The organism is Thalassolituus sp. ST750PaO-4 (genome assembly GCF_020320405.1).
Taxonomy (GTDB): Bacteria; Pseudomonadota; Gammaproteobacteria; order Pseudomonadales; family Oceanobacteraceae; genus Venatoribacter; species Venatoribacter alkanivorans.
In genome coordinates, this window is record NZ_JABVCB010000008.1 from 254359 (window position 1) to 277529 (window position 23171).

27 protein-coding genes are annotated in these 23171 nt (G+C 53.8%); 8 read left to right on the top strand and 19 right to left on the bottom strand.

Annotation, left to right across the window (positions count from 1 at the left end; translation table 11 throughout):
* Window positions 1-58: 58 nt before the first annotated feature.
* The 4 genes from HUF18_RS10580 to HUF18_RS10595 all read right to left on the bottom strand — a co-directional run bounded on the left by HUF18_RS10580 (window position 59) and on the right by HUF18_RS10595 (window position 5156).
* Complete coding sequence (locus tag HUF18_RS10580; RefSeq protein ID WP_225692171.1) at window positions 59-1687, bottom strand: methyl-accepting chemotaxis protein; 1629 nt, start codon at window positions 1685-1687, stop codon at window positions 59-61.
* Between the two features lie 183 nt (window positions 1688-1870).
* Window positions 1871-3604: an ABC transporter substrate binding protein gene (locus tag HUF18_RS10585; protein ID WP_225692172.1), complete on the bottom strand. Its 1734-nt coding sequence runs from the start codon at window positions 3602-3604 to the stop codon at window positions 1871-1873.
* Between the two features lie 134 nt (window positions 3605-3738).
* The gene (locus tag HUF18_RS10590; RefSeq protein ID WP_225692173.1) at window positions 3739-4389 is read right to left on the bottom strand and encodes a 2OG-Fe(II) oxygenase; all 651 of its coding nucleotides are present in this window, start codon (window positions 4387-4389) and stop codon (window positions 3739-3741) included.
* 152 nt (window positions 4390-4541) lie between these two features.
* Window positions 4542-5156, bottom strand: coding sequence for a TMEM165/GDT1 family protein (locus HUF18_RS10595; protein WP_145469787.1), 615 nt, complete (start codon window positions 5154-5156; stop codon window positions 4542-4544).
* Between the two features lie 392 nt (window positions 5157-5548).
* On the opposite strand from HUF18_RS10595, the gene HUF18_RS10600 reads away from it, so the two are divergent.
* From HUF18_RS10600 to HUF18_RS10615, 4 genes are all read left to right on the top strand, one after another.
* Entirely contained in the window at window positions 5549-5725 is a 177-nt protein-coding gene (locus HUF18_RS10600; RefSeq protein ID WP_186435965.1) for a PA3496 family putative envelope integrity protein, read from the top strand.
* Window positions 5726-5834: 109 nt separating this feature from the next.
* Window positions 5835-6920, top strand: a complete 1086-nt coding sequence (locus HUF18_RS10605) for a peptidase M42 (protein WP_145469786.1) — start codon at window positions 5835-5837, stop codon at window positions 6918-6920.
* Between the two features lie 23 nt (window positions 6921-6943).
* Window positions 6944-7402: a hypothetical protein gene (locus tag HUF18_RS10610; protein WP_225692174.1), complete on the top strand. Its 459-nt coding sequence runs from the start codon at window positions 6944-6946 to the stop codon at window positions 7400-7402.
* A 270-nt stretch (window positions 7403-7672) separates the two neighbouring features.
* The gene (locus HUF18_RS10615) at window positions 7673-8824 is read left to right on the top strand and encodes an ABC transporter substrate-binding protein (protein WP_225692175.1); all 1152 of its coding nucleotides are present in this window, start codon (window positions 7673-7675) and stop codon (window positions 8822-8824) included.
* Between the two features lie 65 nt (window positions 8825-8889).
* Here the strand turns inward: HUF18_RS10615 and HUF18_RS10620 are convergent, their stop codons facing one another.
* Genes HUF18_RS10620 through HUF18_RS10645 form a run of 6 tightly spaced genes read right to left on the bottom strand, consistent with a single transcriptional unit; the run spans window position 8890 to window position 11932 of the window.
* The gene (locus HUF18_RS10620; RefSeq protein WP_225692176.1) at window positions 8890-9201 is read right to left on the bottom strand and encodes a peptidylprolyl isomerase; all 312 of its coding nucleotides are present in this window, start codon (window positions 9199-9201) and stop codon (window positions 8890-8892) included.
* A gap of 33 nt (window positions 9202-9234) precedes the next feature.
* On the bottom strand, window positions 9235-9777 hold the full coding sequence (locus HUF18_RS10625) for a paraquat-inducible protein A (RefSeq protein WP_145469782.1): 543 nt from the start codon (window positions 9775-9777) through the stop codon (window positions 9235-9237).
* Complete coding sequence (minE, locus tag HUF18_RS10630) at window positions 9774-10028, bottom strand: cell division topological specificity factor MinE (RefSeq protein WP_145469781.1); 255 nt, start codon at window positions 10026-10028, stop codon at window positions 9774-9776. Before minE ends, HUF18_RS10625 begins: the two co-directional genes overlap by 4 nt.
* A gap of 1 nt (window position 10029) precedes the next feature.
* Window positions 10030-10836 (bottom strand): septum site-determining protein MinD, encoded by an 807-nt coding sequence (gene minD / locus HUF18_RS10635; protein WP_145469780.1) that lies wholly within the window; start codon window positions 10834-10836, stop codon window positions 10030-10032.
* Window positions 10837-10878: 42 nt separating this feature from the next.
* On the bottom strand, window positions 10879-11571 hold the full coding sequence (minC, locus tag HUF18_RS10640) for a septum site-determining protein MinC (protein ID WP_225692177.1): 693 nt from the start codon (window positions 11569-11571) through the stop codon (window positions 10879-10881).
* A gap of 1 nt (window position 11572) precedes the next feature.
* Window positions 11573-11932 carry a HopJ type III effector protein gene (locus HUF18_RS10645; RefSeq protein ID WP_225692178.1) on the bottom strand — a complete coding sequence of 120 codons (360 nt, stop codon included), beginning with the start codon at window positions 11930-11932 and terminating at the stop codon, window positions 11573-11575.
* A 209-nt stretch (window positions 11933-12141) separates the two neighbouring features.
* On the opposite strand from HUF18_RS10645, the gene dinB reads away from it, so the two are divergent.
* Complete coding sequence (gene dinB / locus HUF18_RS10650; RefSeq protein ID WP_225692179.1) at window positions 12142-13260, top strand: DNA polymerase IV; 1119 nt, start codon at window positions 12142-12144, stop codon at window positions 13258-13260.
* Between the two features lie 26 nt (window positions 13261-13286).
* Here dinB and HUF18_RS10655 read toward each other — a convergent pair whose 3' ends face one another.
* From HUF18_RS10655 to HUF18_RS10670, 4 genes are all read right to left on the bottom strand, one after another.
* Complete coding sequence (locus HUF18_RS10655; RefSeq protein ID WP_225692180.1) at window positions 13287-13871, bottom strand: phosphatase PAP2 family protein; 585 nt, start codon at window positions 13869-13871, stop codon at window positions 13287-13289.
* The gene (locus HUF18_RS10660) at window positions 13825-15039 is read right to left on the bottom strand and encodes a glycosyltransferase family 4 protein (protein ID WP_225692181.1); all 1215 of its coding nucleotides are present in this window, start codon (window positions 15037-15039) and stop codon (window positions 13825-13827) included. The genes HUF18_RS10655 and HUF18_RS10660 overlap by 47 nt, the downstream gene beginning before the upstream one ends.
* A gap of 155 nt (window positions 15040-15194) precedes the next feature.
* A complete protein-coding gene (locus tag HUF18_RS10665) occupies window positions 15195-16223 on the bottom strand; it encodes an AraC family transcriptional regulator (protein ID WP_145469774.1) in 1029 nt (342 codons plus the stop codon).
* A gap of 154 nt (window positions 16224-16377) precedes the next feature.
* Complete coding sequence (locus tag HUF18_RS10670; RefSeq protein WP_145469773.1) at window positions 16378-17253, bottom strand: DUF6685 family protein; 876 nt, start codon at window positions 17251-17253, stop codon at window positions 16378-16380.
* 93 nt (window positions 17254-17346) lie between these two features.
* Here HUF18_RS10670 and HUF18_RS10675 point away from each other — a divergent pair, with 93 nt between their 5' ends.
* Window positions 17347-17739: a hypothetical protein gene (locus tag HUF18_RS10675; RefSeq protein WP_225692182.1), complete on the top strand. Its 393-nt coding sequence runs from the start codon at window positions 17347-17349 to the stop codon at window positions 17737-17739.
* Window positions 17740-17817: 78 nt separating this feature from the next.
* Entirely contained in the window at window positions 17818-18270 is a 453-nt protein-coding gene (locus HUF18_RS10680; RefSeq protein ID WP_225692183.1) for a flavodoxin domain-containing protein, read from the top strand.
* A 30-nt stretch (window positions 18271-18300) separates the two neighbouring features.
* Here the strand turns inward: HUF18_RS10680 and HUF18_RS10685 are convergent, their stop codons facing one another.
* The 3 genes from HUF18_RS10685 to HUF18_RS10695 all read right to left on the bottom strand — a co-directional run bounded on the left by HUF18_RS10685 (window position 18301) and on the right by HUF18_RS10695 (window position 20430).
* A complete protein-coding gene (locus HUF18_RS10685; RefSeq protein WP_225692184.1) occupies window positions 18301-19047 on the bottom strand; it encodes a DUF481 domain-containing protein in 747 nt (248 codons plus the stop codon).
* A gap of 83 nt (window positions 19048-19130) precedes the next feature.
* Window positions 19131-19610 carry a hypothetical protein gene (locus HUF18_RS10690; RefSeq protein ID WP_225692185.1) on the bottom strand — a complete coding sequence of 160 codons (480 nt, stop codon included), beginning with the start codon at window positions 19608-19610 and terminating at the stop codon, window positions 19131-19133.
* A gap of 118 nt (window positions 19611-19728) precedes the next feature.
* Entirely contained in the window at window positions 19729-20430 is a 702-nt protein-coding gene (locus HUF18_RS10695; RefSeq protein ID WP_225692186.1) for a hypothetical protein, read from the bottom strand.
* Between the two features lie 202 nt (window positions 20431-20632).
* Here HUF18_RS10695 and HUF18_RS10700 point away from each other — a divergent pair, with 202 nt between their 5' ends.
* Window positions 20633-21343: a TetR/AcrR family transcriptional regulator gene (locus HUF18_RS10700; RefSeq protein WP_225692187.1), complete on the top strand. Its 711-nt coding sequence runs from the start codon at window positions 20633-20635 to the stop codon at window positions 21341-21343.
* 37 nt (window positions 21344-21380) lie between these two features.
* Here the strand turns inward: HUF18_RS10700 and HUF18_RS10705 are convergent, their stop codons facing one another.
* Entirely contained in the window at window positions 21381-21632 is a 252-nt protein-coding gene (locus HUF18_RS10705; protein ID WP_145469766.1) for a hypothetical protein, read from the bottom strand.
* A gap of 276 nt (window positions 21633-21908) precedes the next feature.
* On the bottom strand, window positions 21909-23009 hold the full coding sequence (locus HUF18_RS10710) for an NAD(P)/FAD-dependent oxidoreductase (protein ID WP_225692188.1): 1101 nt from the start codon (window positions 23007-23009) through the stop codon (window positions 21909-21911).
* Window positions 23010-23171: the final 162 nt, after the last annotated feature.

Below are 23171 nucleotides of genomic sequence, written 5' to 3' on the forward strand. Positions count from 1 at the left end.
AAATAAAAGCCGGCGACTGCGACAGTCGCCGGCTTTTATTATTTCCGCTTTACGCGGGTTAAAGTGAAAAGCTGGACACCTCATCACGCAGACTGGATGCCTGATGATTCAGCCCGTCAACGGCCTGGCGGATACTGCTGGCACTCTGCATACCCTGATCACTCAGATGTTTGGCATTGCTGAGGTTTTCATTAATGTTATTGATAACGGATGTCTGCTCTTCAATAGCGGAGGCAACCTGCAGAATACGGTCACTGATACTGAGCAGTGAGCCGGAAATATTGCGGATATTTTCTTCCGACTTGCTGGCATATTCGACGGTGCTGACCGCTTTTTCCTGACTCTCTTTCATGCTGCTGACGGCACGGTTAACACCACTGCGCAGCTTCTCAATCATGACATTAATATCGCCGGTCGACTGCTGGGTTTTGCTGGCCAGAGTCCGTACTTCATCGGCCACCACGGCAAACCCCCGGCCTTGCTCACCGGCACGGGCCGCTTCAATGGCTGCGTTCAGCGCCAGCAGATTCGTTTGCTCGGCAATGCCTTTAATCACATCCAGCACCGAGGCGATATTGGTGGTTTCGGCGACCAGCTCCTGAATAACGGCACCTGAGTTATCAACATTTTCGGCCAGTGCCTGAATCTCTTCCATGGCCTGACGGAATTGTTTTGATACCGCCCGCGCCGATTGGTCGGCCGCTTTGGCTTCTTCAGATACCTGCTGGGTGTTGGATGATACTTCCTGAATCGCCAGTCCCATTTCATGATTGGCGGTGGCAACCAGCTCCATCGAACCTGCATATTCGCCGCTGATTCGCTGGCTGTCGCCGGCACCTTTTTTCAGGGTATTGGTGGTGGAAGCAACATCCAGTGCGACCTGTTGAATGGTGCCGATCATCTGCTGCATGCCGCCGAGAAAACGGTTGAAGTTATGGCTGAGCAAACCAATTTCATCGCGCCCAAGATCCGGCATACGTTTACTCAGATCGCCTTTACCATCGGCCATCTGGCCAAGCACTCTGGCCAGCTCGTTAACCGGGCGGGTAATCAGTCGTGGGAAATAGACGGCAACCAGCAATGCAATCAACAGGGCCACACCGACCAGAATAAAAATGCTGCGCAGTGCGGCATTTTTGGCCTGTTCTGCTTTTTTCTGTAAGGATTTGGCTTCTTCACCAAGCTTTTCGCCGAGAACGTTCAGCGTTTCGCGGATGCCCTCAAATTCATTTTCCAGCGAGCCTGTGCTCATTTCTGTTGCCTGGTGGGTACTCAGACTGCCGCCGAGAACCTGCTGTACCATCGCTTCACTTTTCGGGCGCCAGCGTTCAAAAGCCGTCAGAAAAGATTGAGACAGTTTTTTCGCATCGGCAGAAATATCCAGTACCTGAATTTTTTTCAGACGGGTGGCAACCTGATCGAGATTTTCCTTATGCATTTGCTTATATGTGTCTGCTGTAAGACCTAAGGCCATCGAACGTTCGGCAATTTGTGCCTGATATAAATCGCGGTCAGCGTTCAGGGTCAGTTCCAGCGCCGGAAGATATTGCTCATTAATATGGCTGTATTCGGCAGTAATTGTGTTCAGGTTCGAAATCTGAATAACGGACAGTGTGGCGAGTAAAATAGCAAGAACGGCAATCGGTAATGTCAGTTTTTTGGCAAGGCCAAGGTCGGACCAGTTCATATTATTCTCCTGTTAGGCCTGCTGTATACGGGCAGATCCTGATACGAAATGGCTCAGTTATCCGGCGGAATATCTGGCCTTCATTACAGGGAAGTGTAGATCAGGGGCCGTTATCTACCATGTCAGTAACAACCGGCCCGGGAGGATGGCGCATTATGTGAACTGTGGAGCATGCCGCGTTATTTAATTATCAGCGCCGATAACCCGGTCGCGGCCACCGGCTTTGGCGGCGTAGAGATTCTGATCGGCCTGGCGCAACAGCTGTGCGGTATTGTCGGCGTTGGTGCTGCTGCTGATTCCTATGCTGATGCTGAGGGTATTGTCAGCGCTGATCCGGATAGTGCGTGCCTGCTGGCGCAGACGCTCACACAGTACTGCTGCCTGTTCTGGCGTGCAGTTGTTCAGCAACAGCATAAATTCTTCGCCGCCCCAGCGGACAAGCAGATCCTGGGGGCGGATATGCTTAGTCAGTAAATCGGTCAGCTCAATTAATATCTGGTCGCCGCGTTCGTGGCCGTACTGATCATTGATACGCTTGAAATAATCCACATCGATCAGAGCCAGACTCAGCGGAGTTTTCTGCTGCAGAGCGTTCTCCATTGCCTTATGCAGTTGTATATCACCATGGCGGCGGTTGCTGATTCCGGTAAGCACATCGGTATTGGCCTGTAAGGCCAGCTGCTGGCTGAGTTCGGTCAGCTGCTGATTCTGGCGGTTAAGCGTATTGGTGCGTTGCGATACCCGTTGCTCAAGTGTCAGACGCAGGCTTTGCCATTGCTGCTCGGCATGCTGACGGCGACGAATATTCAGGCTCAGCACTAAAATAATCAGCGACAGAAAAACGATAATGCTCAGGCTGACACCGATCAGCACGGCATGGGCAGCGAGAAAACTTTGTGGCCGGAAATGCAGCTCGGTTCCGCTGGGCAGATTGCTCAGCGGAATATTAAAACGCAGGCGCTGGCGCTCATCTAACTGTGGCGTAAAGCGGGTTTTTGGTAATACGGGAATATCAGCGGCAGGAACTCCACTCAGAATCTTGCGCACTATCTGTGCGGCCATTTCCGCCTGACTGCTGGCGTTGTGCATCATGCCACCGGCGCTGCCCTGACCCATCATCAGGTCGCCCCACATGCCGAAGATCGGTACCGGTGTTTTTGCACTCAGCACAGGTAAATGTTTGGCGTAAGAAAAATATTCGCCATTACGGTCGTTATGAATAGCAAGAAACAACACCGCGCTGTTGGCTGGCATATTACTCAGGCGCTGTTCCAGTTCGGCGAAGGTAAAATCGTCGTAAACAGATAATTTTATATCGTGAAAGCGCTGACTGCGGATCAGCTGGCGGGCTTCGTTGCCCATCAGGGCGCCCAGTCCGGAGCGGTCGGCAATTAACAGAATTTCGCGGGTGGCTGGCAACAGCGTGCGGATAAATCCGATATTTTCTTCAATCGCCATACCTTCCAGTACTCCGGTATGTTGCGGATGGCGGCTGAGGTCGTGGCCTTGGGGAACATTAATCCCTAAAAATACCAGTGGCGTATTCTTCAGCCAGGGCAGTTCAGCATTGAGCACCAGATTCAGTGCCGCATCGTCGCTGACTACCACCACATCCGGCGGTTGTTCTGCATATTTCAGATCATACAGGCGCAGTAATTCGGCACGGACCTGCGGGTTGTCGCTATAGCGCCGTTCATCCATAAATTCGACATGAATCTGTTCACCGGGCAGCAGCGGCTCAAGATTACTGAGTAGCTTGTCGTTAAGCAGGCGGGTCCAGGGAAACTGCAGGTGATACGAGTGGATAATTAATATGTCAGGCTGGGGAAGGAATGTCGCGCGCTGGCTATCGGCCTGTAATACCGGGCTATAAATGATAGTAATAAAAATAACGAATAAAATATGCCTGATCAGCACGGTTGCTCCCGCAAATTATGCAGCCGGATATCCGTGGCTATACAACGGAGATTCCTCATCTCCGAAGTCAGAGCATAGCGTATTTTTCTTTGCCTTTCTGTTGCTCTTTAATCGTACAGCGGAAGCGTGGAGGCTCAGCGCGGAGGGTCGGCCCGGACAGTGGTTGAGCTGTTCAGACGGAACCAGCCGGCAATGCTGTAGCGGTCGCGTTTGGCGGGCAGCACTTCATGTGGGTAGTCTTCGCTGAGAAAGGTGACCAGCGTGCCGAAACGCGGACTGACGCGCAGCAGTTCCTGTTCATGGTTTTCAGCCTGATAGATCACCAGTTCACCACCATCCTGAATTTCCCAGTTAGGGTTCAGATAGAGCACGGTGGTCAGTACGCGGTTGGCCTGCCCTTTGAATGCATCCATATGCTTTTTATAGAAATCACCGGGCTGGTAATGGGCAAAATGGCCTTCGTAGCTGAACAGACCCAGATACAGACGGCGGTTCATATAGCGCTGCAGTTCGGCCATATAATCCAGCCACGCGGCTTCGGCCGGATCGTCATTGCTGAGCCAGCGGATTTTGTCACGACGGACAAACTGGTTGAGCTGATGCTGTTGCTGGCGACCCGTGCCTGCGGCACTGAAATCATCGTGCTGCAGTCTCACCACACGGCTCAGCAGGCCGGAAGACATCAGCAGAGGCAGTGCATCATGGGTGATGGCATAGCCCTGGGTCTGCAGATCGGCGGCAATGCTTTCAAACAGATCATCATGGCTGGCTTCAGCAAACTGCAAGGACGTACTCCGGAGCAAAACACAAAGGGACTGGCGTTTTACCCAAAGCCCGGCGGCAGTAAAAACAAAAAATACAGATCGTTTCGATCCCGTTTATTGCTGGAGATAAGTGCCAGCGGCCGCACCGGGTACGGCCCTGACAGCACAGCGGCTCAGCTGAGCAATGTCCACAGCGCAAGTATGGCAAACAGCAGGCTGGTGGCGTAGCGGGCCAGATGCAGCGGCATACGGCGCATCAGACGTTCGCCATAAATCACCACCGGTACGTTGGCCAGCAGCATTCCGCAGGTCGTACCCAGAGTTACCCAAAGCACCGAGTTAAACTCGGCGGCCAGCAATACGGTGGCTACCTGGGTTTTGTCGCCGATCTCAGCCAGGAAAAACAGCACAGTGGTGGCCAGAAAGGCGCCCCAGGCCTGATGGGTGTCAGTGCTGTCGTCTTCTTTGTCCGGCACCAGCACCCAGATCGCCATGGCAGCAAAGCCAGCGGCCAGCAGCAGGCGGCCGGTGCTGCCATTCAGCCATTCGGTCAGGGAATTGCCAAGCCAGGCGCCGAGCCAGGCCGAGGCTGCGTGGTTCAGCAGGGTTGCCAGCAGAATGCCGAGCACAATTGCACTCTTGTTACGGAAACGGGCTGCCAGCAGCAGAGACAACAGCTGGGTTTTATCGCCGATCTCGGCAATGGCAACAGCAACGGAAGAGGTCAGGAAGGCTGAATGAGCGAAGGTGTCGTTCAGAGCCGGCAGGCTAATCAGGGTATCAGTCATGTTTATAGTCCGGGCGGAGATCGTTAACCAAAGACAAACGGCACGATGCCGCCCTGGTCATCCTGCTGTTTGTCTCAGGTCTCATCAAACCATCGTGAGATGGTCGCCGGTGCCATGAGCATGAGGCTCAATTATGTTGACACGGGCGCCGCTGACTTTATGGGTCAGGGCAGATTACTCCCCCAAGAGCGCGGCGATTATAACGGCTTAAGCGGCACACGTCACCCCGTAAGACGTTATGGTGTTCTTTGTCAAAACAACAAAAAAAACTGATCCAGAAGAATAATTTTTTTCAATTTACCACAGCCGGAACTGGTGAAATTATGCCGCCGTTTTCGCCCCGGTGCCTTTGCCGGTAAGGGGCGGGCAGTATCTGAACATCTGAGGTGGGTATGAGTCAGCCACAAGACTACGAAGATTTTGACGATCTCGACGACCAGCCACAATCCCGCAGCAAGCCCAAAGGACGCAGTGTCGATTACGATAAAAAACGTCGTCGCGCCGAGCGTATTCTGGAGCAGGCTCGTCTGCGCGATTTGCTGGGCTTCGATATCGATTATCAGGACTGAGCGCGCAACGCGCCGATTTCCGTCCTCCGGGGTGTAACTTCTCTTGCACCCCTTTTTCTAACCGTGCTTTCATCGGCTTTTCAATCTGTAGCAGCTCTGCGGGGTATCCATGAGCGACCGTACCGCCTTTCTCGATATTTTAAAAAGTCTGCTGCGCAGCCCTTCGGTGGTCGGCGCGGAGCATTCCTTTTTCCGCGTATTGCAGCGCGAACTGGAAGAGCGCGGGGCGCAGGTAACCTGGTACGAAGGCGTGCTGGTCGCGCAGGGCAAAGATCCGATGAGCCTGATGTTTTCGGCCCACATCGACCGTCACGGTCTGGTCTGTACCGGCCCGAACGAATTTCAGTACGCGGCCTTTGTCTCCGGCGGCCGTTCCGACCTGCTGGGTAACTCGGTGTCGGAAGAACTGATGAAAATGATCGTCGACCGTTTCGGCGATGTCGGCGTGTTTGCTTATGAACCCTGGTCCGGTGCTTACCGTGGGCGTGGCAAAATCGAGCGTACCTATATCTGTCCGCACCGTAATAACCTGATTTTTGAGCTGTCCGGTATGGAACATCTGGTGGCGGGTACGCCGGTGGCTTTCCGTGATCAGCTGCGTATCGAAAATGGCCGTTATCTGGGCCAGCTCGATAACGTGCTGACTGCCGCCATGCTGGTGTATTTATTTGAACTGGGTTTTCAGGGCACCGCCTTTTTTACCGCTCAGGAAGAAGCCGGACGCAGCTGGCGTTACCTGCTCGAATGGTTCCGCCGTTTTGGTGGCTCCACCAACCAGCTGGTGGTGGTGGATACCAGCCCCTATCCGGATGTTCCGGCAGCTAACGAACAGTTACTGGTATTACGTCATTGCGATGCCAACGCTTCCTTTAATACGGAGTTAACCAACCGGCTGGCCGAAAAATGTAAAAAACTGGGCATCCGTTACAGTTTTAAAGATGACTATATCCGCCGTCAGAACGAAGAAAACGCCCGTCAGGGTATTGCCGCTAAATCCATGGGCAGTACCGAAATGGGCCGCATTATTGCGGCTTCTAACGGTCTGGTGGATGGCACCACACTGCAGATTCCGACCACGGGTTATCACACCATGGACGAAAGTGCGGGCGTTGAAGCCTGTGATGCCTTTCTGCGGGTACTCTGTGCCATGGCCGGTCTGCGCTACCCGTTCTGGACCTATGATCCGATGGCCTGAGGCCATTAACCGGTAATGGATTGATGAACGAACCTGTTGAGCTGCAGTTGTTAAGCGATTTACCACCCCCGGCTGATGATTCCATCAGCGGGCCGGGTGGCGCTTATGCATTTTTTTATGCCACAGCCACGGCAGCCGATCCGCATATTCTGGTGTATGAGCGGGCACGGGATTTTTTATCGGCCCCCAGAGCCTTTGTTGTGCTGGCGCTGATCTCTGCTGATACCGATGCTGTGGAACTGAACAGTGTGCTGGAATACGACGGCATTGATTACGATACCGAAGGCAATATGCTGCAGCATGGTTGTTTTCAGTTAATTAATTCAGGCGCAGGTTTTGGTCAGGATCAGTGCCATTTTTTACTCAGCGTTCCCGGCCGTCGCTGTGAAATTCTGTGCCGTGAATATCAGCTTAAAGCCACGCTGTATCATTGTCAGAGTGCCAGTCAGGCGCTGCGTCTGTTTCTGCATCAGGCAGAATAACCTACTCGCCAGCGGTATTTCAGTCGCTTTTCCGGAATTCTATTCTGCTTTGTCAGATGATTATTTGTGCCTTATTACCGTGCGCGGTAAAAAATATCAGCATCATGCTGGTGCTTTTATTCGTAGGTATTTCCGCTTTATTTTTTCCTTTGCTTTCTAATTGTGCAGTTGCTCACGAATTTGCGCTGATGTGAGGCGTATCACTAGCAATGGCATCATGTTTGCTAAAGCCCAGTGACGTTCATTAATCAGTTAATAGGAAATACCATCGTGCGTTCAATACTGTTGTTCTCTGCTGCCGTTCTGGCCCTGCTGTTCGCGCGGGGTGTCTTTGCGGAGCCCGAGTTTATTGAGCCTGAACCACTGGCAGCGCGTATTAATACGGCAGTGGGCCCGGTAAAGAATACTCAGCCACTGCGGGTGCCGATGATTACCTGGGGCGGCGATATGATCAGTATTCTGGCCAATGGTATGAATACCCGCACTCAGCCTGGCAGTGCCATGGCCAAGGCCGGATTGAATTACGAATTTGTCTTGCAGGATAACTTTGATAAACAGCTGCAGGATTATTTATCCGGCGCTTCCCCTTATCTGCGCTGTACCATTGGTATGTGCAACCAGGCGCTGGATCTGATTAATAAAGATCCGCGTACCCGCCCGGTGGTGATTTACCAGCTCACCTGGTCGCGCGGTGGTGACACCCTGGTTGCTAAAAACGGCATAGTCCGCGTTGGTGAATTAAAAGGAAAAACCATCGCTATTCAGGCTTATGGTCCCCATGTGGATTTTATGACCACGTTGCTGACCCAGGCCGGCCTGAAGATGAGTGATGTGAATCTGAAATGGATGCCGGATCTTACGTTATCGCCCAACTCACCACCGGAAGCACTGAAGCTGCCGGAAATCGATGCCTCATTTATGATTATTTCCGACGCTTACGGGCTGACCTCCGGCCGCCGGGTCGGCACCGGCAGTAACGGTTCGATTACCGGTGCTCGGATGATTATTTCGACTATGTTTGCACGCCGGATTATTGCCGATGTTTATGTAGTGCGTGCCGATTATTTTGAAAAAAATAAAGCTGAGGTGCAGCGTTTTGTACAAACGCTGATGAGCACTTCAGCTCAGTTGCAGGAGCTGATGCGCGATCTGTCCAATCCACAGAAACTGCAATTACTGGAAGCCTCGGCAGATATTTTACTGGGTGATAAAAACGCCCAGCCGGATATTGAAAACCTGTATTACGACGCGCAGTTTGTCGATAAGCAGGGCAATGTTGATTTCTTCAGTAATCCGCAATTCCCACATCGTCTGGAAGTACTGAATGACCGGGTTCAGGATGCGTTTAATGCGATGGGGTTGATTAAAACCAGAGCGCCGATGGCGAAAGCTGACTGGGATTATTCATTGCTGTCGGAGTAAAGGCCGCCGGGGCAGAGAACAAAAAAACGAGCCATCAGGCTCGTTTTTTGTTTTCAGCCAATTTATTACCCGGCTTCATCAATAAGCAGAGTCCGTTCCGGTTTCGCCACCGCTTTCAGAATATGGTAACCAAAGGCGGTTCTGACCGGACCGACGTAAGGAGATTCGCTGTCATGCTCATTGAGGGCGCGCAGCAGTTCGGTGGGTAATTGGTCGCTGTCGTGATAACCGGCAAAGCCCTGATGATGTGCGGAGGGGCAGGCGGAATATTCTTCGGCCAGTTCACTGAAGTCGGCACCAAGATGCAGCTCCTGTAAAACATCGGCAGCCAGCAACGGGCTTTTCAGCAGAATATGGTGCAGGGCGAGGGTGGTCATAGCGTCTCCGGGATCAACTGTCTGCGGATAAGCTTAGTTCAGCTCAGGCGTTCCTGCGCGCTGGTTTTGGTCGGTGTGCAGGGTCAGCATTTGTCCGGAGATAACGGAGCACAGGCAGAAGGCGGTAAACCAGTAAAAACCGGGTAACAGTTCGGCCGATAATTCGGCGGTGGCTTTGGCGGTAAAAAATGCCACCAGAATAGCGACCACAAATACATCAGCCATCGACCATTTACCCAGCATGCCGACCAGACGCCAGCGCAGTACTGAAGGCAGCAGCCAGGTGCTGATGATCAGCGCCAGTTTCAGCAGCGGAATAATCACACTGAAGCTGACAATAAGAATGGCAACCGGGGTGTAACCCAGCTCATGTAATTTGAGAACGGTCTGCCAGATTGAGCGGGTTTCGTGAAACAGCTGGGCCTTAAGGCCAAACATGCTGACCTGAGCGCTCAGGGTCATAATGGGTTCAGTAACCCCGGGCCAGAGTAAGGCGTAACTGCAGAGGGCGAAGAACAGGCCGCAACGCTGCAGAAGGGGGGCCTCTGACCAGCGTTGCACAAGCAGACGGATCATTTACGATCCGGCAGGGTAACGTTCAGCTCCAGCACCGATGTGGTGCCCTGCTGTTCGAGATGAACCGATACGTCGTCTTCACCGATGGCGACATATTTGCGGATAACCGCGAGAATTTCCTGCTGCAGTTGCGGCAGATATTCCGGGCCGTTATTACGCAGGCGATCGTGGGCAACCAGAATCTGTAAACGCTCTTTGGCGACACTGGCGCTGCTTTTCTGCTCCTTGCGGAAGTAATCCATTAAACTCATATCAACCTCCGAATACGCGCTTCAGGAAGCCTTTTTTCTGCTTCTCAAGAAAACGATGCGGACGGTCTTCGCCCAGATAACGGGCTACAGCGTCATCGTAGGCCTGGCCAGCGTCACTTTCGGCGTCATGCACAACGGGTACACCCTGATTCGAGGCTTTTAATACCGCTTCCGATTCCGGGATAACACCCAGCAGCGGGATGGCGAGAATCTCTTCGACGTCCTGTACCGACAGCATTTCACCGCGCTCTACGCGTTCTGGGTTATAGCGGGTCAGCAGCAGATGTTCTTTAACGCTTTTGCCCTGTTCGGCGAGGCGTGATTTGCTCTGCAGAATGCCGATGATGCGGTCAGAGTCACGTACGGAAGAGACTTCCGGGTTGGTGACGATGATGGCTTCCTCGGCGTAATACAGCGCCATATGCGCGCCATGCTCAATACCGGCCGGGGAATCGCAGACGATGTAGTCAAAATCGGCGCTGAGTTCATTCAGCACTTTTTCCACACCTTCGGGATTCAGTGCGTCTTTATCACGGGTTTGTGAGGCCGGCAGGACAAACAGGTTCGGCAGACGCTTGTCTTTGATCAGTGCCTGTTTCAGGGATGCTTCACCCTGCACGACGTTAACGAAATCGTAGACCACACGGCGTTCACAGCCCATGACCAGATCCAGATTGCGCAGGCCAACATCGAAGTCGATGACGACGGTTTTATGGCCTTTCATGGCCAGAGCGGTGGAGAAGGCTGCACTGGTGGTGGTTTTACCGACTCCGCCTTTACCGGAGGTGACAACGATGATCTTTGCCAAAGCCGTATTTCCCTGAAAATTCAATGTGTGGCGCAGTATTTATCAAACGCTGGTGATGTTCAAGGTGCCATCCTGCAGGCTGACCGCGACCGGCTGCTGGCGTTGCTCCTGCTGTTCTTCAAACAGACGGTACTGACCGGCAATAGCAACCAGTTCCGGATCGAACTGCTGACAGGCAATAATGGCCGACTCATCGCCTTTTACCCCCGCCAGAGCTCGTCCGCGCAGGGTGCCGTAGATATGAATATCGCCGGTTGCCAGTACCTCAGCGCCGGCGCTGACCATACCAAAAATAATCAGATCACCATCGTTATACAGCTGCTGACCGGAGCGGATATTACCGGTATGAATTTTGACCGCACGTGCAGGTGGCGATGTTTCATTGCCTGAATCTGTGGCCGCTGTGTCCTGCTGGCGGGCTGCAGCGCGGCTGGTTCCTTTACCAAGATCGGCCAGATGCAATGCTTCTGCCTGAGCCAGCCACTCATTGCCGGCGTTGCGTACAGCAACGGGCAGCAGACCACAATCACGGCAGAGCTGTTGTAAATCCGCCAGCGTCAGCAGGTTGGGATCTAATGAGGATAAATCCAGCACACAGGGCAGATGACGGAACAATGCCGGCGCTTCGGCCTGCTTTTTCTCCAGCTGGGCGCGGATATCGGCAAGATCATTGCTGCTGAAATGCAATGTGGTCAGCGGCACCAGACCGGCTTTGAGACTGACAGCACTGTCCATATCAGGCCTGCGCTTTAGCAGTCAGCGGGAACTGGTCGAAGCTGATATCGCCTAAACCGTCGCGCAGTACACGGCGCAGGTTATGGTGATTATCGACATCCGGGGTGGCCAGCACGTCACGGTAATGTTCACCAAAGCAGCGTAGAGCCTGCTCTTTGCTCAGTTGCAGCAACTGGGCGAGGGCAAACACCTTGCAGCTGCCCTGGTTTTGTTCGGCGCTGTTTTGTACGCCACCGTTGTTGAACGCGCTTGGGGTGAAATCAAACCACTGCCCGATAAATGCCAGAGTGCTGGCAAACAGATGATCATTGCTGTCGAGTGCGGCAATAAAGTCGGCTTGCGCCTGAGAAAAATCGTTCACGCGGGAATTACCTGTAAATAGGCGGCAAGGATAATGCTCTGTACGATTTCTGAGCGACTCGCCGGGCGGTTAATGACAGGTCGCCAAGGCTAACACCAGTACCGGGTTATGTCATGGCGATTGATTATTATACTGGTTGAATATACAGTAATTTGAACCTTGTACCAGATTGGCTGGTCATCGCTGTTTATCAAACCCGGAGTGATACGATGCCTTACAGCGTTCAGAGTTCACAGGCTTCCGCCGTGTCAGCGGAAGTGCCGGCTGTGGCAGAAACGGAATCTGCCGCTGTTACTCAGCGTAAAGTGATCCATATCGACTGCGACTGTTTTTTTGCCGCAGTTGAGATGCGCGAAAATCCGGCATTACGTGAGCTGCCCATTGCCATTGGCGGCGAATCTGACCGCCGTGGGGTGATCGCCACCTGCAATTATCCGGCACGGGCTTTTGGCGTACGCTCGGCGATGGCAACGGCGCAGGCGAAAAAACTCTGTCCACAGCTGCTGTTGCTGCCAGGACGTATGGCGCTGTACCGCGAAGTATCAAAACAGCTGATGGTGATTCTGCAGGAATATGCCTTGCAGTTGGAGCAGGTATCGGTCGACGAAGCTTATCTGGAAATTGCCAGCCACCTGAATGCCACCGAGGTCGCACGGGAAATCCGTGAGCGGGTACGTAACGAACTCGGTATTACTGTCTCCGCCGGTATCGCGCCGAATAAATTCCTCGCCAAAATTGCCTCCGACTGGAACAAGCCGGATGGACAATGGGCGGTAAAACCGCATCAGGTCGATGAGTTTGTCGCGGCGTTGCCGGTCGGGAAAATCCCCGGTATTGGCCCGGCGATGGAGAAAAAACTCGCGCTCTACAAACTGCAGACCTGCGCCGATATCCGCCTCTGGGGGCTGACCGAGTTGGTGCGTACCTTCGGCCGTATGGGTGCGGTACTGTATGAACGCTCCCGCGGCATCGACCATCGTTTACTGAATCTGGAGCGGCCACGTAAATCGGTCAGTGTGGAATGCACCTTTGCCACCGACCTGGCCGGTGAAGAACATTGCCTGGCACAGTTGCCGCAATTGCTGGAACGCTGGCATGAACGGGTTGAGCGTGCAGGCTGGCCGGCGGCGGCGCTGGCGCCCTTTGTGAAAGTGAAATTTGCCGATTTTACCCAGACAACGCTGGCCGACAGTCACGAGCAGGCATCAGAACAGGGCTTTGCCCGTTTGCTGAAACTGGCGCTGCAGCGTGAAAACAAGGCGGTGCGTCTGCTTGGTATTGGCGGACGCACGCCGGAGATAGACCGCAATCAGCTGACGCTGTTCTGATTGGCTGGCCTGATGTGCATGGGATGTTACATCACCACGCCGGCAAACATGCCGAGGGGCCAGATCAGCAGTGACAGATAGCTGATTAAAAGGCCAAGGCAGGCACCGACCAGTACATCGGTCGGGTAGTGCATGCCGAGAATCACCCGCGACAGAGCAACCAGCAGGGCGAAAGGCACAACCAGCCAGAACAGTGCCGGGAAGAACACGCTGAACAGCACGGCAAAGTTCACCGCGTTCATGGTGTGACCGGATGGAAAGCTGTACAGATCCAGTGGTGCGGTGTGGGCGCGGATATCGTCCCAGGAAATAAACGGCCGCTGACGCACCAGGCGGTTTTTCAGCTGGCTGTAAATCGCTACACAGATCAGTCCAGTCACCGTCATATGGCCAACGGCAGCCAGACCTTCGACACCCTGCAACAGAATCAGTGACAGCGCCAGGCTGTACCAGAACACACCATCACCCAGGCGGCTGATGCTTTTGAAAAACAGGCGTACCGAAGTGTACTGACCCATACGGTTAAGACGCTGACACAATGTCAGCTCGAAGCGGTCTGCTTTGTTAAACAGTAGCGCGGCTTTTGGCTGTATTGTTTTGCTCAGTTCCATGCTGGATTACCTCCGCAGTGGCGCCATTCAGGCGCTGAATAAAATCATCAACAATGCTGTTCCAGCTGATACTGCCTGCATGCAGGCAAGCCTGCTGGCGCAGTCGCCGGAGTAAATTCGGGCTGTCGAGTAAGGTTTCGGCACAGCGGATATAACTCTGATCATCGCCGAAGGGGGCGAGCATGCCGTTCTGACCGTTGTGGATATGTTCATGCGCGGCGGCATAGTCGAAGCTGACCACGGCTAAACCGCTGGCCATGGCTTCGGTAACCACGTTGCCGAAGGTGTCGGTTTTACTCGGAAACAGAAAAACATCGCCGCTGGCATAGTGACGGGCAAGGTCTTCACCACGTTGCATACCGCAACAAATCACCGCCGGGTAATGCTCACGTATGCCCGCCAGCGCCGGGCCGTCACCGACCAGCACCAGTTTCACCCGCTCATCGGCAGCCAGCAGGCGGCGGTATGTGGCCAGCGCCAGATCCATATTCTTTTCACCGGCAATGCGGCCGACGTACAGCAGTACCAGATCGTCTTCGCGTACACCCCACTGTTTGCGCAGTTCAGCACTGCGTTTTTGCGGGCTGAATAACTGGCTGTCAACGCCACGGGCCATCACCCGTACATTGTGAAAACCATGGGCATCCAGTTCATCGCGCTGAATGCGGGTCGGCACCAGTGTGCCGTTGGTACGGTTATGGAAGTAGCGCAGGTAACGGTAAGCCAGGCCTTCCAGTGCTCCGAGGCGGTAGTGCTCAATGTACTGGTGAAAATTGGTGTGGAAGCCGCTCAGTACGGTAATGCCACTGGCGCGGGCGGCACTGACCGCAGCCCAACCCATAGGCCCTTCGGTGGCGACATAGATCGCCTGCGGGGCAAAACGGTTGATAGCTTTACGGATGCGGCCAATCAGCGGAAAACCGAAGCGCAGGGCGTTGTAACCGGGAATCGGCAGGCCGGGCAGGGTAATGCTGTGCAGTTTGCCCTGACTGGTGGAGAGATCGTTGCGGTTCTGACGCGGGCGTATCACCTGAACCTCGATACCGCGTGATATTAGCCCCCGAACCAGATGACCGAGCGTATTGGCGACACCGTTGATTTCCGGTGCAAAGGTCTCGGTCACTATGGTCACGCGTTGCAGCGTGGAAGAACTCGCAGTCAAAGTCATAGGTCATCGCTGACAGGTTGAGTGTGACTTTCACTTTGCGGGTGCAGTATGACAGTTATGTTTCAGCCCTGTGACGGTCTGGTGAAGTCAGGGCGCCTGAGGCAGTGACGGGGAAATAAGGGATAAATGACGGCCAGAAACTCTGGCCGCCGGGGTCAGAGTCCGCGTTCTTCGCGGTAGTAAGACGGCGCGTGCTGGGTCCAGCGGCGGAATGCTTTACGGAAGTTGGATGGGTCGCTGTAACCAACGAGAGCGGCGATCTCTTCGATCGGCAGGCTGGAATTACGCAGGTACTCAATCGCCATCTCTTTGCGTACTTCATCCAGAATACGCTGATAGGAGGTGCCAACATCCTGCAGGCTGCGGCTCAGGGTGCGGGTTGAGGTTGCCAGATGGCTGGCGACCACATCCACCGGCGGAAAGGTGCCGGGATTACTGAGCAGAATACGGCGTACCTTGGCAACGATGCCTTCTTTCGGTCCCATACGGGCCAGGATCTCTTCGCACTGGCTTTCCGCCATGGCGGCGGTGGCTCGGTCGGCCATCGCCAGCGGGGTATCGAGCAGCACGCTGTCGATAATAAATTCGGTGCGTGGCTGATCAAACAGTACAGGGCAGTTAAACAGGTGCTGATATTCGTCGGCATAGCCCGGCATCGGATGGTTCAGGTGCACTTCGCGGGCGTCGATCTCTTTGCCGGTCAGAAAACGTGCAAGGGTGGCAAAGATAGCAATGAACACATCGCACATCAGGCGATACATATGTTCAAACGGGATATGGGATGTCAGGCGTACGGCGGTGGTATCGCCCTGATCGACCACTTCAAAAGTAAACGCAGGATCAACCAGTGAGTGATACTTCAGGCCCAGGCGCAACGCACTGCGCAAGTCGGCACAGCTGAGAATGGCGTAGCCGAGCATACCAAACTGATTGATATTGATGGCTTTGCCGAGATCCAGACCCAGCGTTTCTTCAGGATAATCACGCATCAGATTGCCGGCCAATAACAGCATCTGCTGATAGGTCAGACGGGCCGACGGGTCGGATAACTGCTCGGGGCTGATGCCGGTGTTCTGCAGCAGGACATCGCTGGTTATCCCTTTTTCTGCGCCGACACGGATCATGGTTGCCGGAATATTTACCGGAACCAGAGGTTCGGTCAGGCTCCAAGTACCTCGGATCATGTGAATACCGTTATTGTTATATTGGGCGATAGGATGACAGGCTTTAGCGTTAAATCAAGAGCTATACGCTGTGTAAAGGGCACGAATGATACTTGTCGTCCGTGTAAAAATGCTGAGTTTTTATGGTCGCCGGAGGCAGGTCAGATACATCCGGTCAGTGGTTACGGAAAGGAAAATGCTGGCGCGTCAGAAAGCGGCCGAACTCGGTAATCTGCTGAGTTGAGCGATTATTCAGCAGATTCAGCAGAATGCGGTTGATCTTGCGGTTGTTCTTTCGTGCGACCAAAAAGACCAGATCACTGCGCCGCCATTCAAATTCGGCCAGTACCACAGGCAGGTCTGCACGGCTGAGCAGATCATGCATAATGTAGGCGCTGTCACGTTGCATCAACAGCAGCCAGTAATCGTTGCGCAGACGATCCAGCACCTTGGTATTCAGGCTTTCCACGTTGATCAGCGCCGGAATGGATGCGTCCCGCTGCTTTTGCTGAGCGTACAGCAGGGTAGCTGCAAACAGGCGCGGCTCCTCTTTATTCACCCAGTAATAACGGCCATCCCACTCGCGGTAGACCACCCGGTGAGGTTTGGCTGCATCGGGAAACACCGTATGCAGCGCCTGCTCAAAATCGTCCGCGCTTTCAAGCATGATGTCTGCGCAATTATGTTCTGCATAGGCATGCAGGTTGGGCCAGTCCTGTTCCTGATGACTGAATTCCACACCCTCAATTGCCGTGATTGATAGCGGCCGTTTATATTCTTTTTCGATCAGCAGTTTTTCCATTAGATCAATCAATGGCTGCCAGTCTTTGCCGGAGGCTTGCAGTGATTCATGCAAAGATTTAACCACAGCCTGCAGACTGAGCCAGCGGTGGCTGAGGAAACTGTTGGGGTTGATGGTTCCCAGTGGGGGCAAAGACAGTTCTTTCGCCGCCTGGCCGGCGTACCAGACAGGGAACAGACGCTGAATAAGATTGTTGAAAAAGCTTTCAATATCCAGAGCGGGTGGTGTTGGCTTTCCGGAATTATCCATGGGTCAGTGTAAGTACGTCTATGCTGAATGAAATGAAGGCCTGTCAACACTCATTAAACAGGCACTATTACAAGTAAAGCATGAATGGGAGATATGGCTATGTCCGCCGAACCCTCTGCACCATCGCCTCTGCAGGTTCTGGCCCGGGTAAACCGTGCGCTGGAAGATGCGGGACTGAGCGATAACCGCGCTCAGCGGGAGCCCCTGCCGTTGTTCACTGAATTATTAAATGACTGGTTCGTGTGTCAGGACCTGAACGAGCAGCAGATGGAATGGAGTATCGCCCTGCCGCTGTTGCTGCAGACCATGACCGCTCTGGAGTTGTCGGAATCTATCCGCAGCGTGTTTGAAGAAACCCTGCAATTATGCCGGGCGCACGGCACACTGAGCGTCTGGACACGGCGCGAGCTGGAAAGCCGCTTCCGTTCGTTGCAGGCTGATATTGAGAAAGAAAACCAGCGCTTGCAGGTTCCGGCCGGTTATTGAGGCCGTATGGTTGCTGTTCCGCTGAAGTGTTTCTGCCGGCCTTGATTGCGTATAATCGCCGCTTTTTGCGGAGGCCTTATGTCTGTTATTTATCTTGCTGTTGGCAGTGTAACGGGTACGGCGCTGATTGTTGCCAAAGCGGTACAGCAGCAACTGGAGCAAGCCGGTCACCGGGTTGTGTTAGACGATAAGCCCAGCGTCAGTGCATTAAACGCCAGCCGGTGCGATGCTGTATTAATCTGTACATCGACTACCGGGCGTGGTGATTTACCGGCCGCTATCGCCCCTTTCTATGTTGAACTCGAAGAACAATTCCCACTGCAGAATGGTAAGCCGTTTGGGGTGATCAGCCTCGGTGACAGCTCTTACGATGCCACTTTCTGTGGGGCCGGCGCCTTATTCGAAGAGCGCTTCTTTGAACTGCAGGGCAGTGCACCGGTACCTCGGGTCACCATCGATGCTACCGAAACCGTTACTCCGGATGAGGACGCCCTGTTCTGGCTGAACGAGTGGATGGAAAAAGCCCTCTGACAGCAAGGCTGGCAGAAGGCTGAATGTTACTCAGAAACGTACCACCAGTTTCAGCTGAGTCTGGTGGTTGTGATATTCAGTACCTTCCGGCGGACGGGTATCCCAGCGGCTCTGCCATTGCCACTTCAGATCGGTATGAGTGCCCAGAGGTAAAGTGACTGCCAGCTGCCATAAGGCGCGCTGGTCTGAAGGCTCGTCGACCGATGGCTGAAAATACAGGGTGCTCTGCAGCTTGCTGTAGGCCAGTTTCCACTGAATATGGGTATACAGGCTCAGGCGAGTGAGCTGGCTGCTGTTATCTTCGTTGAGTACCCGTTCCCGTACTTCCTCATGAAACAAACCAATGCCCTGATACAGGCGGGTCTGCTCATCAAACGCGTGCTGGTAACGCATTCCGGCACCGATCAGGGCCCGGTGTGCCAGGGCGGCAAAGGGATCACGTTCGTATTGGGCATAAAACTCTTCAGACCAGGTGTCACGACGGTTCAGCACCAGACGGCTGTGGATAAAGGTGTCATCGTCGGTGCGTTCACCGTTTCTGGATTCGTAGCTGCGGTTGCCCCAGGTGAAAAAGCGCTTGTTATCATCCTGCCAGTTGCCGTTCAGGCCCAGGTTCCACTTCCGTTTTTCGTTGTTGCCGGATTCCGCATCAAAGCCGATCTCCGCTTTGCCGGACCAGCCCAGCTGATCGTCGCCGGCGCGCTTTTCTTCAACGTTAGTAATCGCCTGGGCGGTGAAACTGAGCAGGCTGAAAGCAGCGAGCAGCGGAAAGCGCATGTCGGACTCCTGAAATAAAAAAGTCGGACATTATAGGGAAGGCGGGGCAGAACTGCATGTTATGTCTGCCACAGGAGGCGTAATTACTGCGGCAGACGGGCGGAAGCCAGATTCTGAATCAGGGTATGCAGGCGGTTGATCTGCTGGCGTTCAGAGTAGGCCGTGCCGCGCTCACCAAACTGCTGGCGGGCTTCATCGAGAATGGCCACAGTGTCCAGTTCGGCACTGTCATCCAGTTCGGCCCGGGCAGTATTGATCAGGGCAAAGGCGTTGAGGTCGCGCCCGGCGATCAGGCCGTACTGTTGCAGGCGGTTCTGAAATTCACCGACTTCTCCGGCAGGCAGGGAGCGCACATCGAAATCGCTGGCTACAGCGCTGACCATTAACGCGCGTTGCGAAGGAGAATATGGGTGGGCTCCGGCGATGCTTTCTGCATTGCCAGTATTGGCAGCGGATACGGCTGGGGTAGCTCCGATCTGTCCGCCCGCGACGCTGTCTGCCGGATTGTGATCCGGAATCAGGGGCGACTGTTGTTGCAGGTAGCTGGTAAGGGCGTTAAGCATAAATCATATTCTCCGGCGTTAAGCGGAGAATGCAGAAGCTGTGCCACTACTGAAGAGGCGCTGAGCAAACAGCAGTCCCGCCAGGAGTGGCGGGACTTACGGAGCGGTTAGTGGGTTCTCAGAAGTGGTAAGTAGCGCTCAAGACAGGCCCGAAAGCGGCAACCTGCCAGTAAGGTGCGTCAGACTTTGCCGTTGCTGCCTCAAGGTTGCCATTGCGGTACTGTTCGCGCACTGCCGTCATTGTCTGCGGCGAGGTGTAAATTTTCACTTCGGAGGCGATCATGCCAGTGGCGAAGGTCATCCAGCCATCAGCCGGACGTTTGTCGTCGTAGGCAACGGCAAGCCCCGCAAGGCCATTTACCAGGCCGGCCAGAAAATGATTCAGCAGGCTTTGCTCATAGATTTCACGCTCGGCAGCGGTGTTAAGCCATTGCTCGGCCTGTGCCAGCTTCAGCTGCCGGGCCGTATTATCCGTTTCTGGCATGGCTTTCAGATCCTCAGCAAAGCGATGGGTCTGCATCGGATTAAGCAACATATCGGCAGCACCGAGGAAGCTGGTCGTAAAGCCTACAGCACGGTCATATTTGTTGTGCTCGCCGTCGGTTTGCGTATAGGCAATGCCGTTCAGGGCGGTTACACCGGCAAATAATCCAAACCAGCCATCCTGCCACAGGCGGGAATGGCTGGCGCTGTTATCAAACTGTTGCTGCAGAAAGGCGAGTTTAGCCTGCTCATCTGCCTGGACTGCGGTGCAGCTCAGTAGCGAGAGAAGTGTCAGGGTCTGCAAAGAGGTTTGCCGAAGGTTGAGGCTGCTGAGCATACTTGGGTCCTGAAATTATTATTATTGTGCTTATAAAACCCAATTTTTGTACCAAAGTACAGTTTTGAGTGGGGCAAATCCTGCCACTCTAAAGTATGAAATATGCTCAAGTGGTACCTTGGTGCTTATATTTGCCATTTTTCTTTCGTCGGACAATCCGCATAATAATGGCTATATCTGTGAAACATTCGGAGAGACGAACATGGCATTGGTTGCTGAAACAGCAATAAATAAAAGCAAGCCCTTACAATATCAGGGGCGAAAAGCCAGCCGGGCCAAGAGCGAGCAGCGTCGTCGGATTATTCTGGAAGCAGCATTACGTATTGTAATCAGTGAGGGGGTTCGTGGGATCCGTCATCGCGCTGTTGCGAAAGAAGCCGGCGTTCCTCTGGCGGCGACCACTTATTACTTTAAGGATATTCAGGAACTGATTATCGACACCTTCACCCTGTATACGGAGAAGGCGTTGGAAGTGGTTAACGAATTCACTCACCAGTTTTATCAGCCGATGGCCAGTATGGCAGGCACAGATATCAGCAGTCCGGAAGGCCAGAAGGCGCTGGTGGACTTTATGGTGGAACAGCTCACGGTGTATATGCATGAGCAGATTATCGGTCAGCGCGATATGTTGATTGCCGAACAGGCATTCCGTTATGAAGCCATCGTTAATGAAAGTATCCGCAAGCTGGCACAGATGCATCGTAAAGCGCTGTTTGAGAAAGCGGCAGAATTTTTCCGCAATGTAGCCAACTCAGATGCGCCGGAAGCTGATGCTGAAATTTTGCTGGGCTTATTCCATTCGCTGGAGTACAGCGCTTTGCTGAAAAATGAAGAAGAGCCGGATCTGGCAGAAGTGTCAGCCACCCTGCGCCGTCACCTGTCTCTGTTACTGCCGAGGTTACTGGCAGCCTGAGGTTCTGCGCTTTGTCCTGAGGCCGGGCAAAGCGCTTTCAGAGTGCGAAGTGGTAGCCGGCCTGAGCCAGCAGCATGCGCATCAGGCGCATTTCTGTGGTGCTGAAGGTGCGGACATTACTGCAGTGCTCGCACAGAATACCGTGTTTGCTTTTCAGCGTTTCGATACTGATGTCGGTGTCCTGCTGGCAGTGGTCACAGTTTATCGGGATCATCACTTTGGCAGACAATATTGTGCTGACATCTCCGTAGCTGACCTCTGCTTGTTTCACAGGCAGCGCTTGACTCATAGGGTTCCCCTGTTCATTCAAACTGTTTGTCTTAACAACTGTTCTTCAGATTAGCAGTTCGTTGTCTCATGCTTGTGTCGTATCAGGGAGTTATGGTGAGCATTCGTAAGCCGATTGTTCATCATCTGCGGCTTGTCGGATTACAGTGTAGTTTGGCTGTAACATAAATGCACAATCCGCCGTACTAACTGCATCAGATCGTATAACTCTATGATTTTTTAGATGAATTGCTTCGGCCCGTAGCCATGTGCAGGGCGTTTTTGGCAACACCTGAACCTACTTTTGTAACATTTCTGTTACAAAAGTGCCAATAGCAAGAGAAGCGGTCAGGCCCGGGCTTTCTATCCCAAACAGATGAACCGCGGGGGCACGGTTATCAGGACGCTGGATATCGAAGTCGGCTGCAGTCTCATGCTTTGTGTGCAGTTTGGGACGGATACCGGCGTAATCTGGCTGCAGGTGTTGTTCTTTCAGGCCGGGAAAGTAGCGCTGAATGGCTCTGGCGAACGCGGGCGCCAGCGCCGGGTCTACCCGGTAATCCGGGGTATCGTCTGACAGATATTCGGTATCAGGGCCGAAGCGCAGCTGATTACCAAGATCGAGGGTGGCATGAATGCCCAGCCCTGCCAGATTCTTTTCCGGCAGCGGGTAGATAAGATGCCGGAAAGGGTTTTTGCTCTGGTAGCTGAAGTAATGCCCGCGACAGAGATAAAGCTTTGGAATCCGGCTTTCTTTAACGCCCAGTGCGTGGGCCATCTTCTGGGCCTGCAGACCAGCGGCATTGACCAGTGCTGCGCAGCGGATAGTGCTTACACCATCCATGCTGCATACCTCAATCTGCCAGCCATTATCGCGCTCGCTGGCGGAGACAACCCGCGAGTGTTTGAGCAGCAGGGCGCCGCGTTGCTCAGCCTGCTGGGCAAGACGCTCCATATAACTGTGGCTGTCGATAATACCCGTCGTGGGAGAGTAAAGCGCCGCATAACCGCGCACCTGAGGTTCCATATCCTGCAGCTGCTGCTGATTAAGCGACTGCAGGGGAATCCCCAGATTACGGCCTTTGCGCAGCAGCTGTGTCAGCTGTTCCTGACCACTTTCGGGGGCGACAATCAGTTTACCGATAGCTTTGTGGGGAACATCAAAGGCTTCACAGAACCGATACAGGCGCTGCTTGCCTTCGATGCACAGACGTTCTTTCAGTGAGCCTGGTGCATAGTAAAGACCGGCATGAATGACTTCGCTGTTACGACTGCTGGTTTCTGCGCCAAAGCGGTTATTTTGCTCCAGCAGCAGGACGGAGCCGTGGTGGCTGAGTTCATAAGCACAGGCAAGGCCTATAACACCGCCGCCGATAATGCAGTAATCGAAGTCTGTCATAGGCTGAAAATCACCATGATGTGGCCGGGTCGGGTAGAGTACAGAATCAGGGGTCTGGCTGAATTGTAAAGGATATCCGCGCGTATGAAGATGCCTTCATGGCGGACCAAGGGGACGTGCGGTAACTGTTAACGCTCACCGCACGCAGCGAATCCCTGTTAA

What these genes read in the sequence shown, in the direction of transcription:
- HUF18_RS10580 (WP_225692171.1), bottom strand. Translation starts at nt 1,687, where the DNA reads ATGAACTGGTCCGACCTTGGCCTTGCCAAAAAACTGACATTACCGATT.
- HUF18_RS10595 (WP_145469787.1), bottom strand. Translation starts at nt 5,156, where the DNA reads ATGACTGATACCCTGATTAGCCTGCCGGCTCTGAACGACACCTTCGCT.
- HUF18_RS10600 (WP_186435965.1), top strand. Translation starts at nt 5,549, where the DNA reads ATGAGTCAGCCACAAGACTACGAAGATTTTGACGATCTCGACGACCAG.
- HUF18_RS10605 (WP_145469786.1), top strand. Translation starts at nt 5,835, where the DNA reads ATGAGCGACCGTACCGCCTTTCTCGATATTTTAAAAAGTCTGCTGCGC.
- HUF18_RS10610 (WP_225692174.1), top strand. Translation starts at nt 6,944, where the DNA reads ATGAACGAACCTGTTGAGCTGCAGTTGTTAAGCGATTTACCACCCCCG.
- HUF18_RS10620 (WP_225692176.1), bottom strand. Translation starts at nt 9,201, where the DNA reads ATGACCACCCTCGCCCTGCACCATATTCTGCTGAAAAGCCCGTTGCTG.
- HUF18_RS10625 (WP_145469782.1), bottom strand. Translation starts at nt 9,777, where the DNA reads ATGATCCGTCTGCTTGTGCAACGCTGGTCAGAGGCCCCCCTTCTGCAG.
- minE (WP_145469781.1), bottom strand. Translation starts at nt 10,028, where the DNA reads ATGAGTTTAATGGATTACTTCCGCAAGGAGCAGAAAAGCAGCGCCAGT.
- minC (WP_225692177.1), bottom strand. Translation starts at nt 11,571, where the DNA reads ATGGACAGTGCTGTCAGTCTCAAAGCCGGTCTGGTGCCGCTGACCACA.
- dinB (WP_225692179.1), top strand. Translation starts at nt 12,142, where the DNA reads ATGCCTTACAGCGTTCAGAGTTCACAGGCTTCCGCCGTGTCAGCGGAA.
- HUF18_RS10655 (WP_225692180.1), bottom strand. Translation starts at nt 13,871, where the DNA reads ATGGAACTGAGCAAAACAATACAGCCAAAAGCCGCGCTACTGTTTAAC.
- HUF18_RS10660 (WP_225692181.1), bottom strand. Translation starts at nt 15,039, where the DNA reads ATGACTTTGACTGCGAGTTCTTCCACGCTGCAACGCGTGACCATAGTG.
- HUF18_RS10665 (WP_145469774.1), bottom strand. Translation starts at nt 16,223, where the DNA reads ATGATCCGAGGTACTTGGAGCCTGACCGAACCTCTGGTTCCGGTAAAT.
- HUF18_RS10670 (WP_145469773.1), bottom strand. Translation starts at nt 17,253, where the DNA reads ATGGATAATTCCGGAAAGCCAACACCACCCGCTCTGGATATTGAAAGC.
- HUF18_RS10675 (WP_225692182.1), top strand. Translation starts at nt 17,347, where the DNA reads ATGGCTATGTCCGCCGAACCCTCTGCACCATCGCCTCTGCAGGTTCTG.
- HUF18_RS10680 (WP_225692183.1), top strand. Translation starts at nt 17,818, where the DNA reads ATGTCTGTTATTTATCTTGCTGTTGGCAGTGTAACGGGTACGGCGCTG.
- HUF18_RS10685 (WP_225692184.1), bottom strand. Translation starts at nt 19,047, where the DNA reads ATGCGCTTTCCGCTGCTCGCTGCTTTCAGCCTGCTCAGTTTCACCGCC.
- HUF18_RS10690 (WP_225692185.1), bottom strand. Translation starts at nt 19,610, where the DNA reads ATGCTTAACGCCCTTACCAGCTACCTGCAACAACAGTCGCCCCTGATT.
- HUF18_RS10695 (WP_225692186.1), bottom strand. Translation starts at nt 20,430, where the DNA reads ATGCTCAGCAGCCTCAACCTTCGGCAAACCTCTTTGCAGACCCTGACA.
- HUF18_RS10700 (WP_225692187.1), top strand. Translation starts at nt 20,633, where the DNA reads ATGGCATTGGTTGCTGAAACAGCAATAAATAAAAGCAAGCCCTTACAA.
- HUF18_RS10705 (WP_145469766.1), bottom strand. Translation starts at nt 21,632, where the DNA reads ATGAGTCAAGCGCTGCCTGTGAAACAAGCAGAGGTCAGCTACGGAGAT.
- HUF18_RS10710 (WP_225692188.1), bottom strand. Translation starts at nt 23,009, where the DNA reads ATGACAGACTTCGATTACTGCATTATCGGCGGCGGTGTTATAGGCCTT.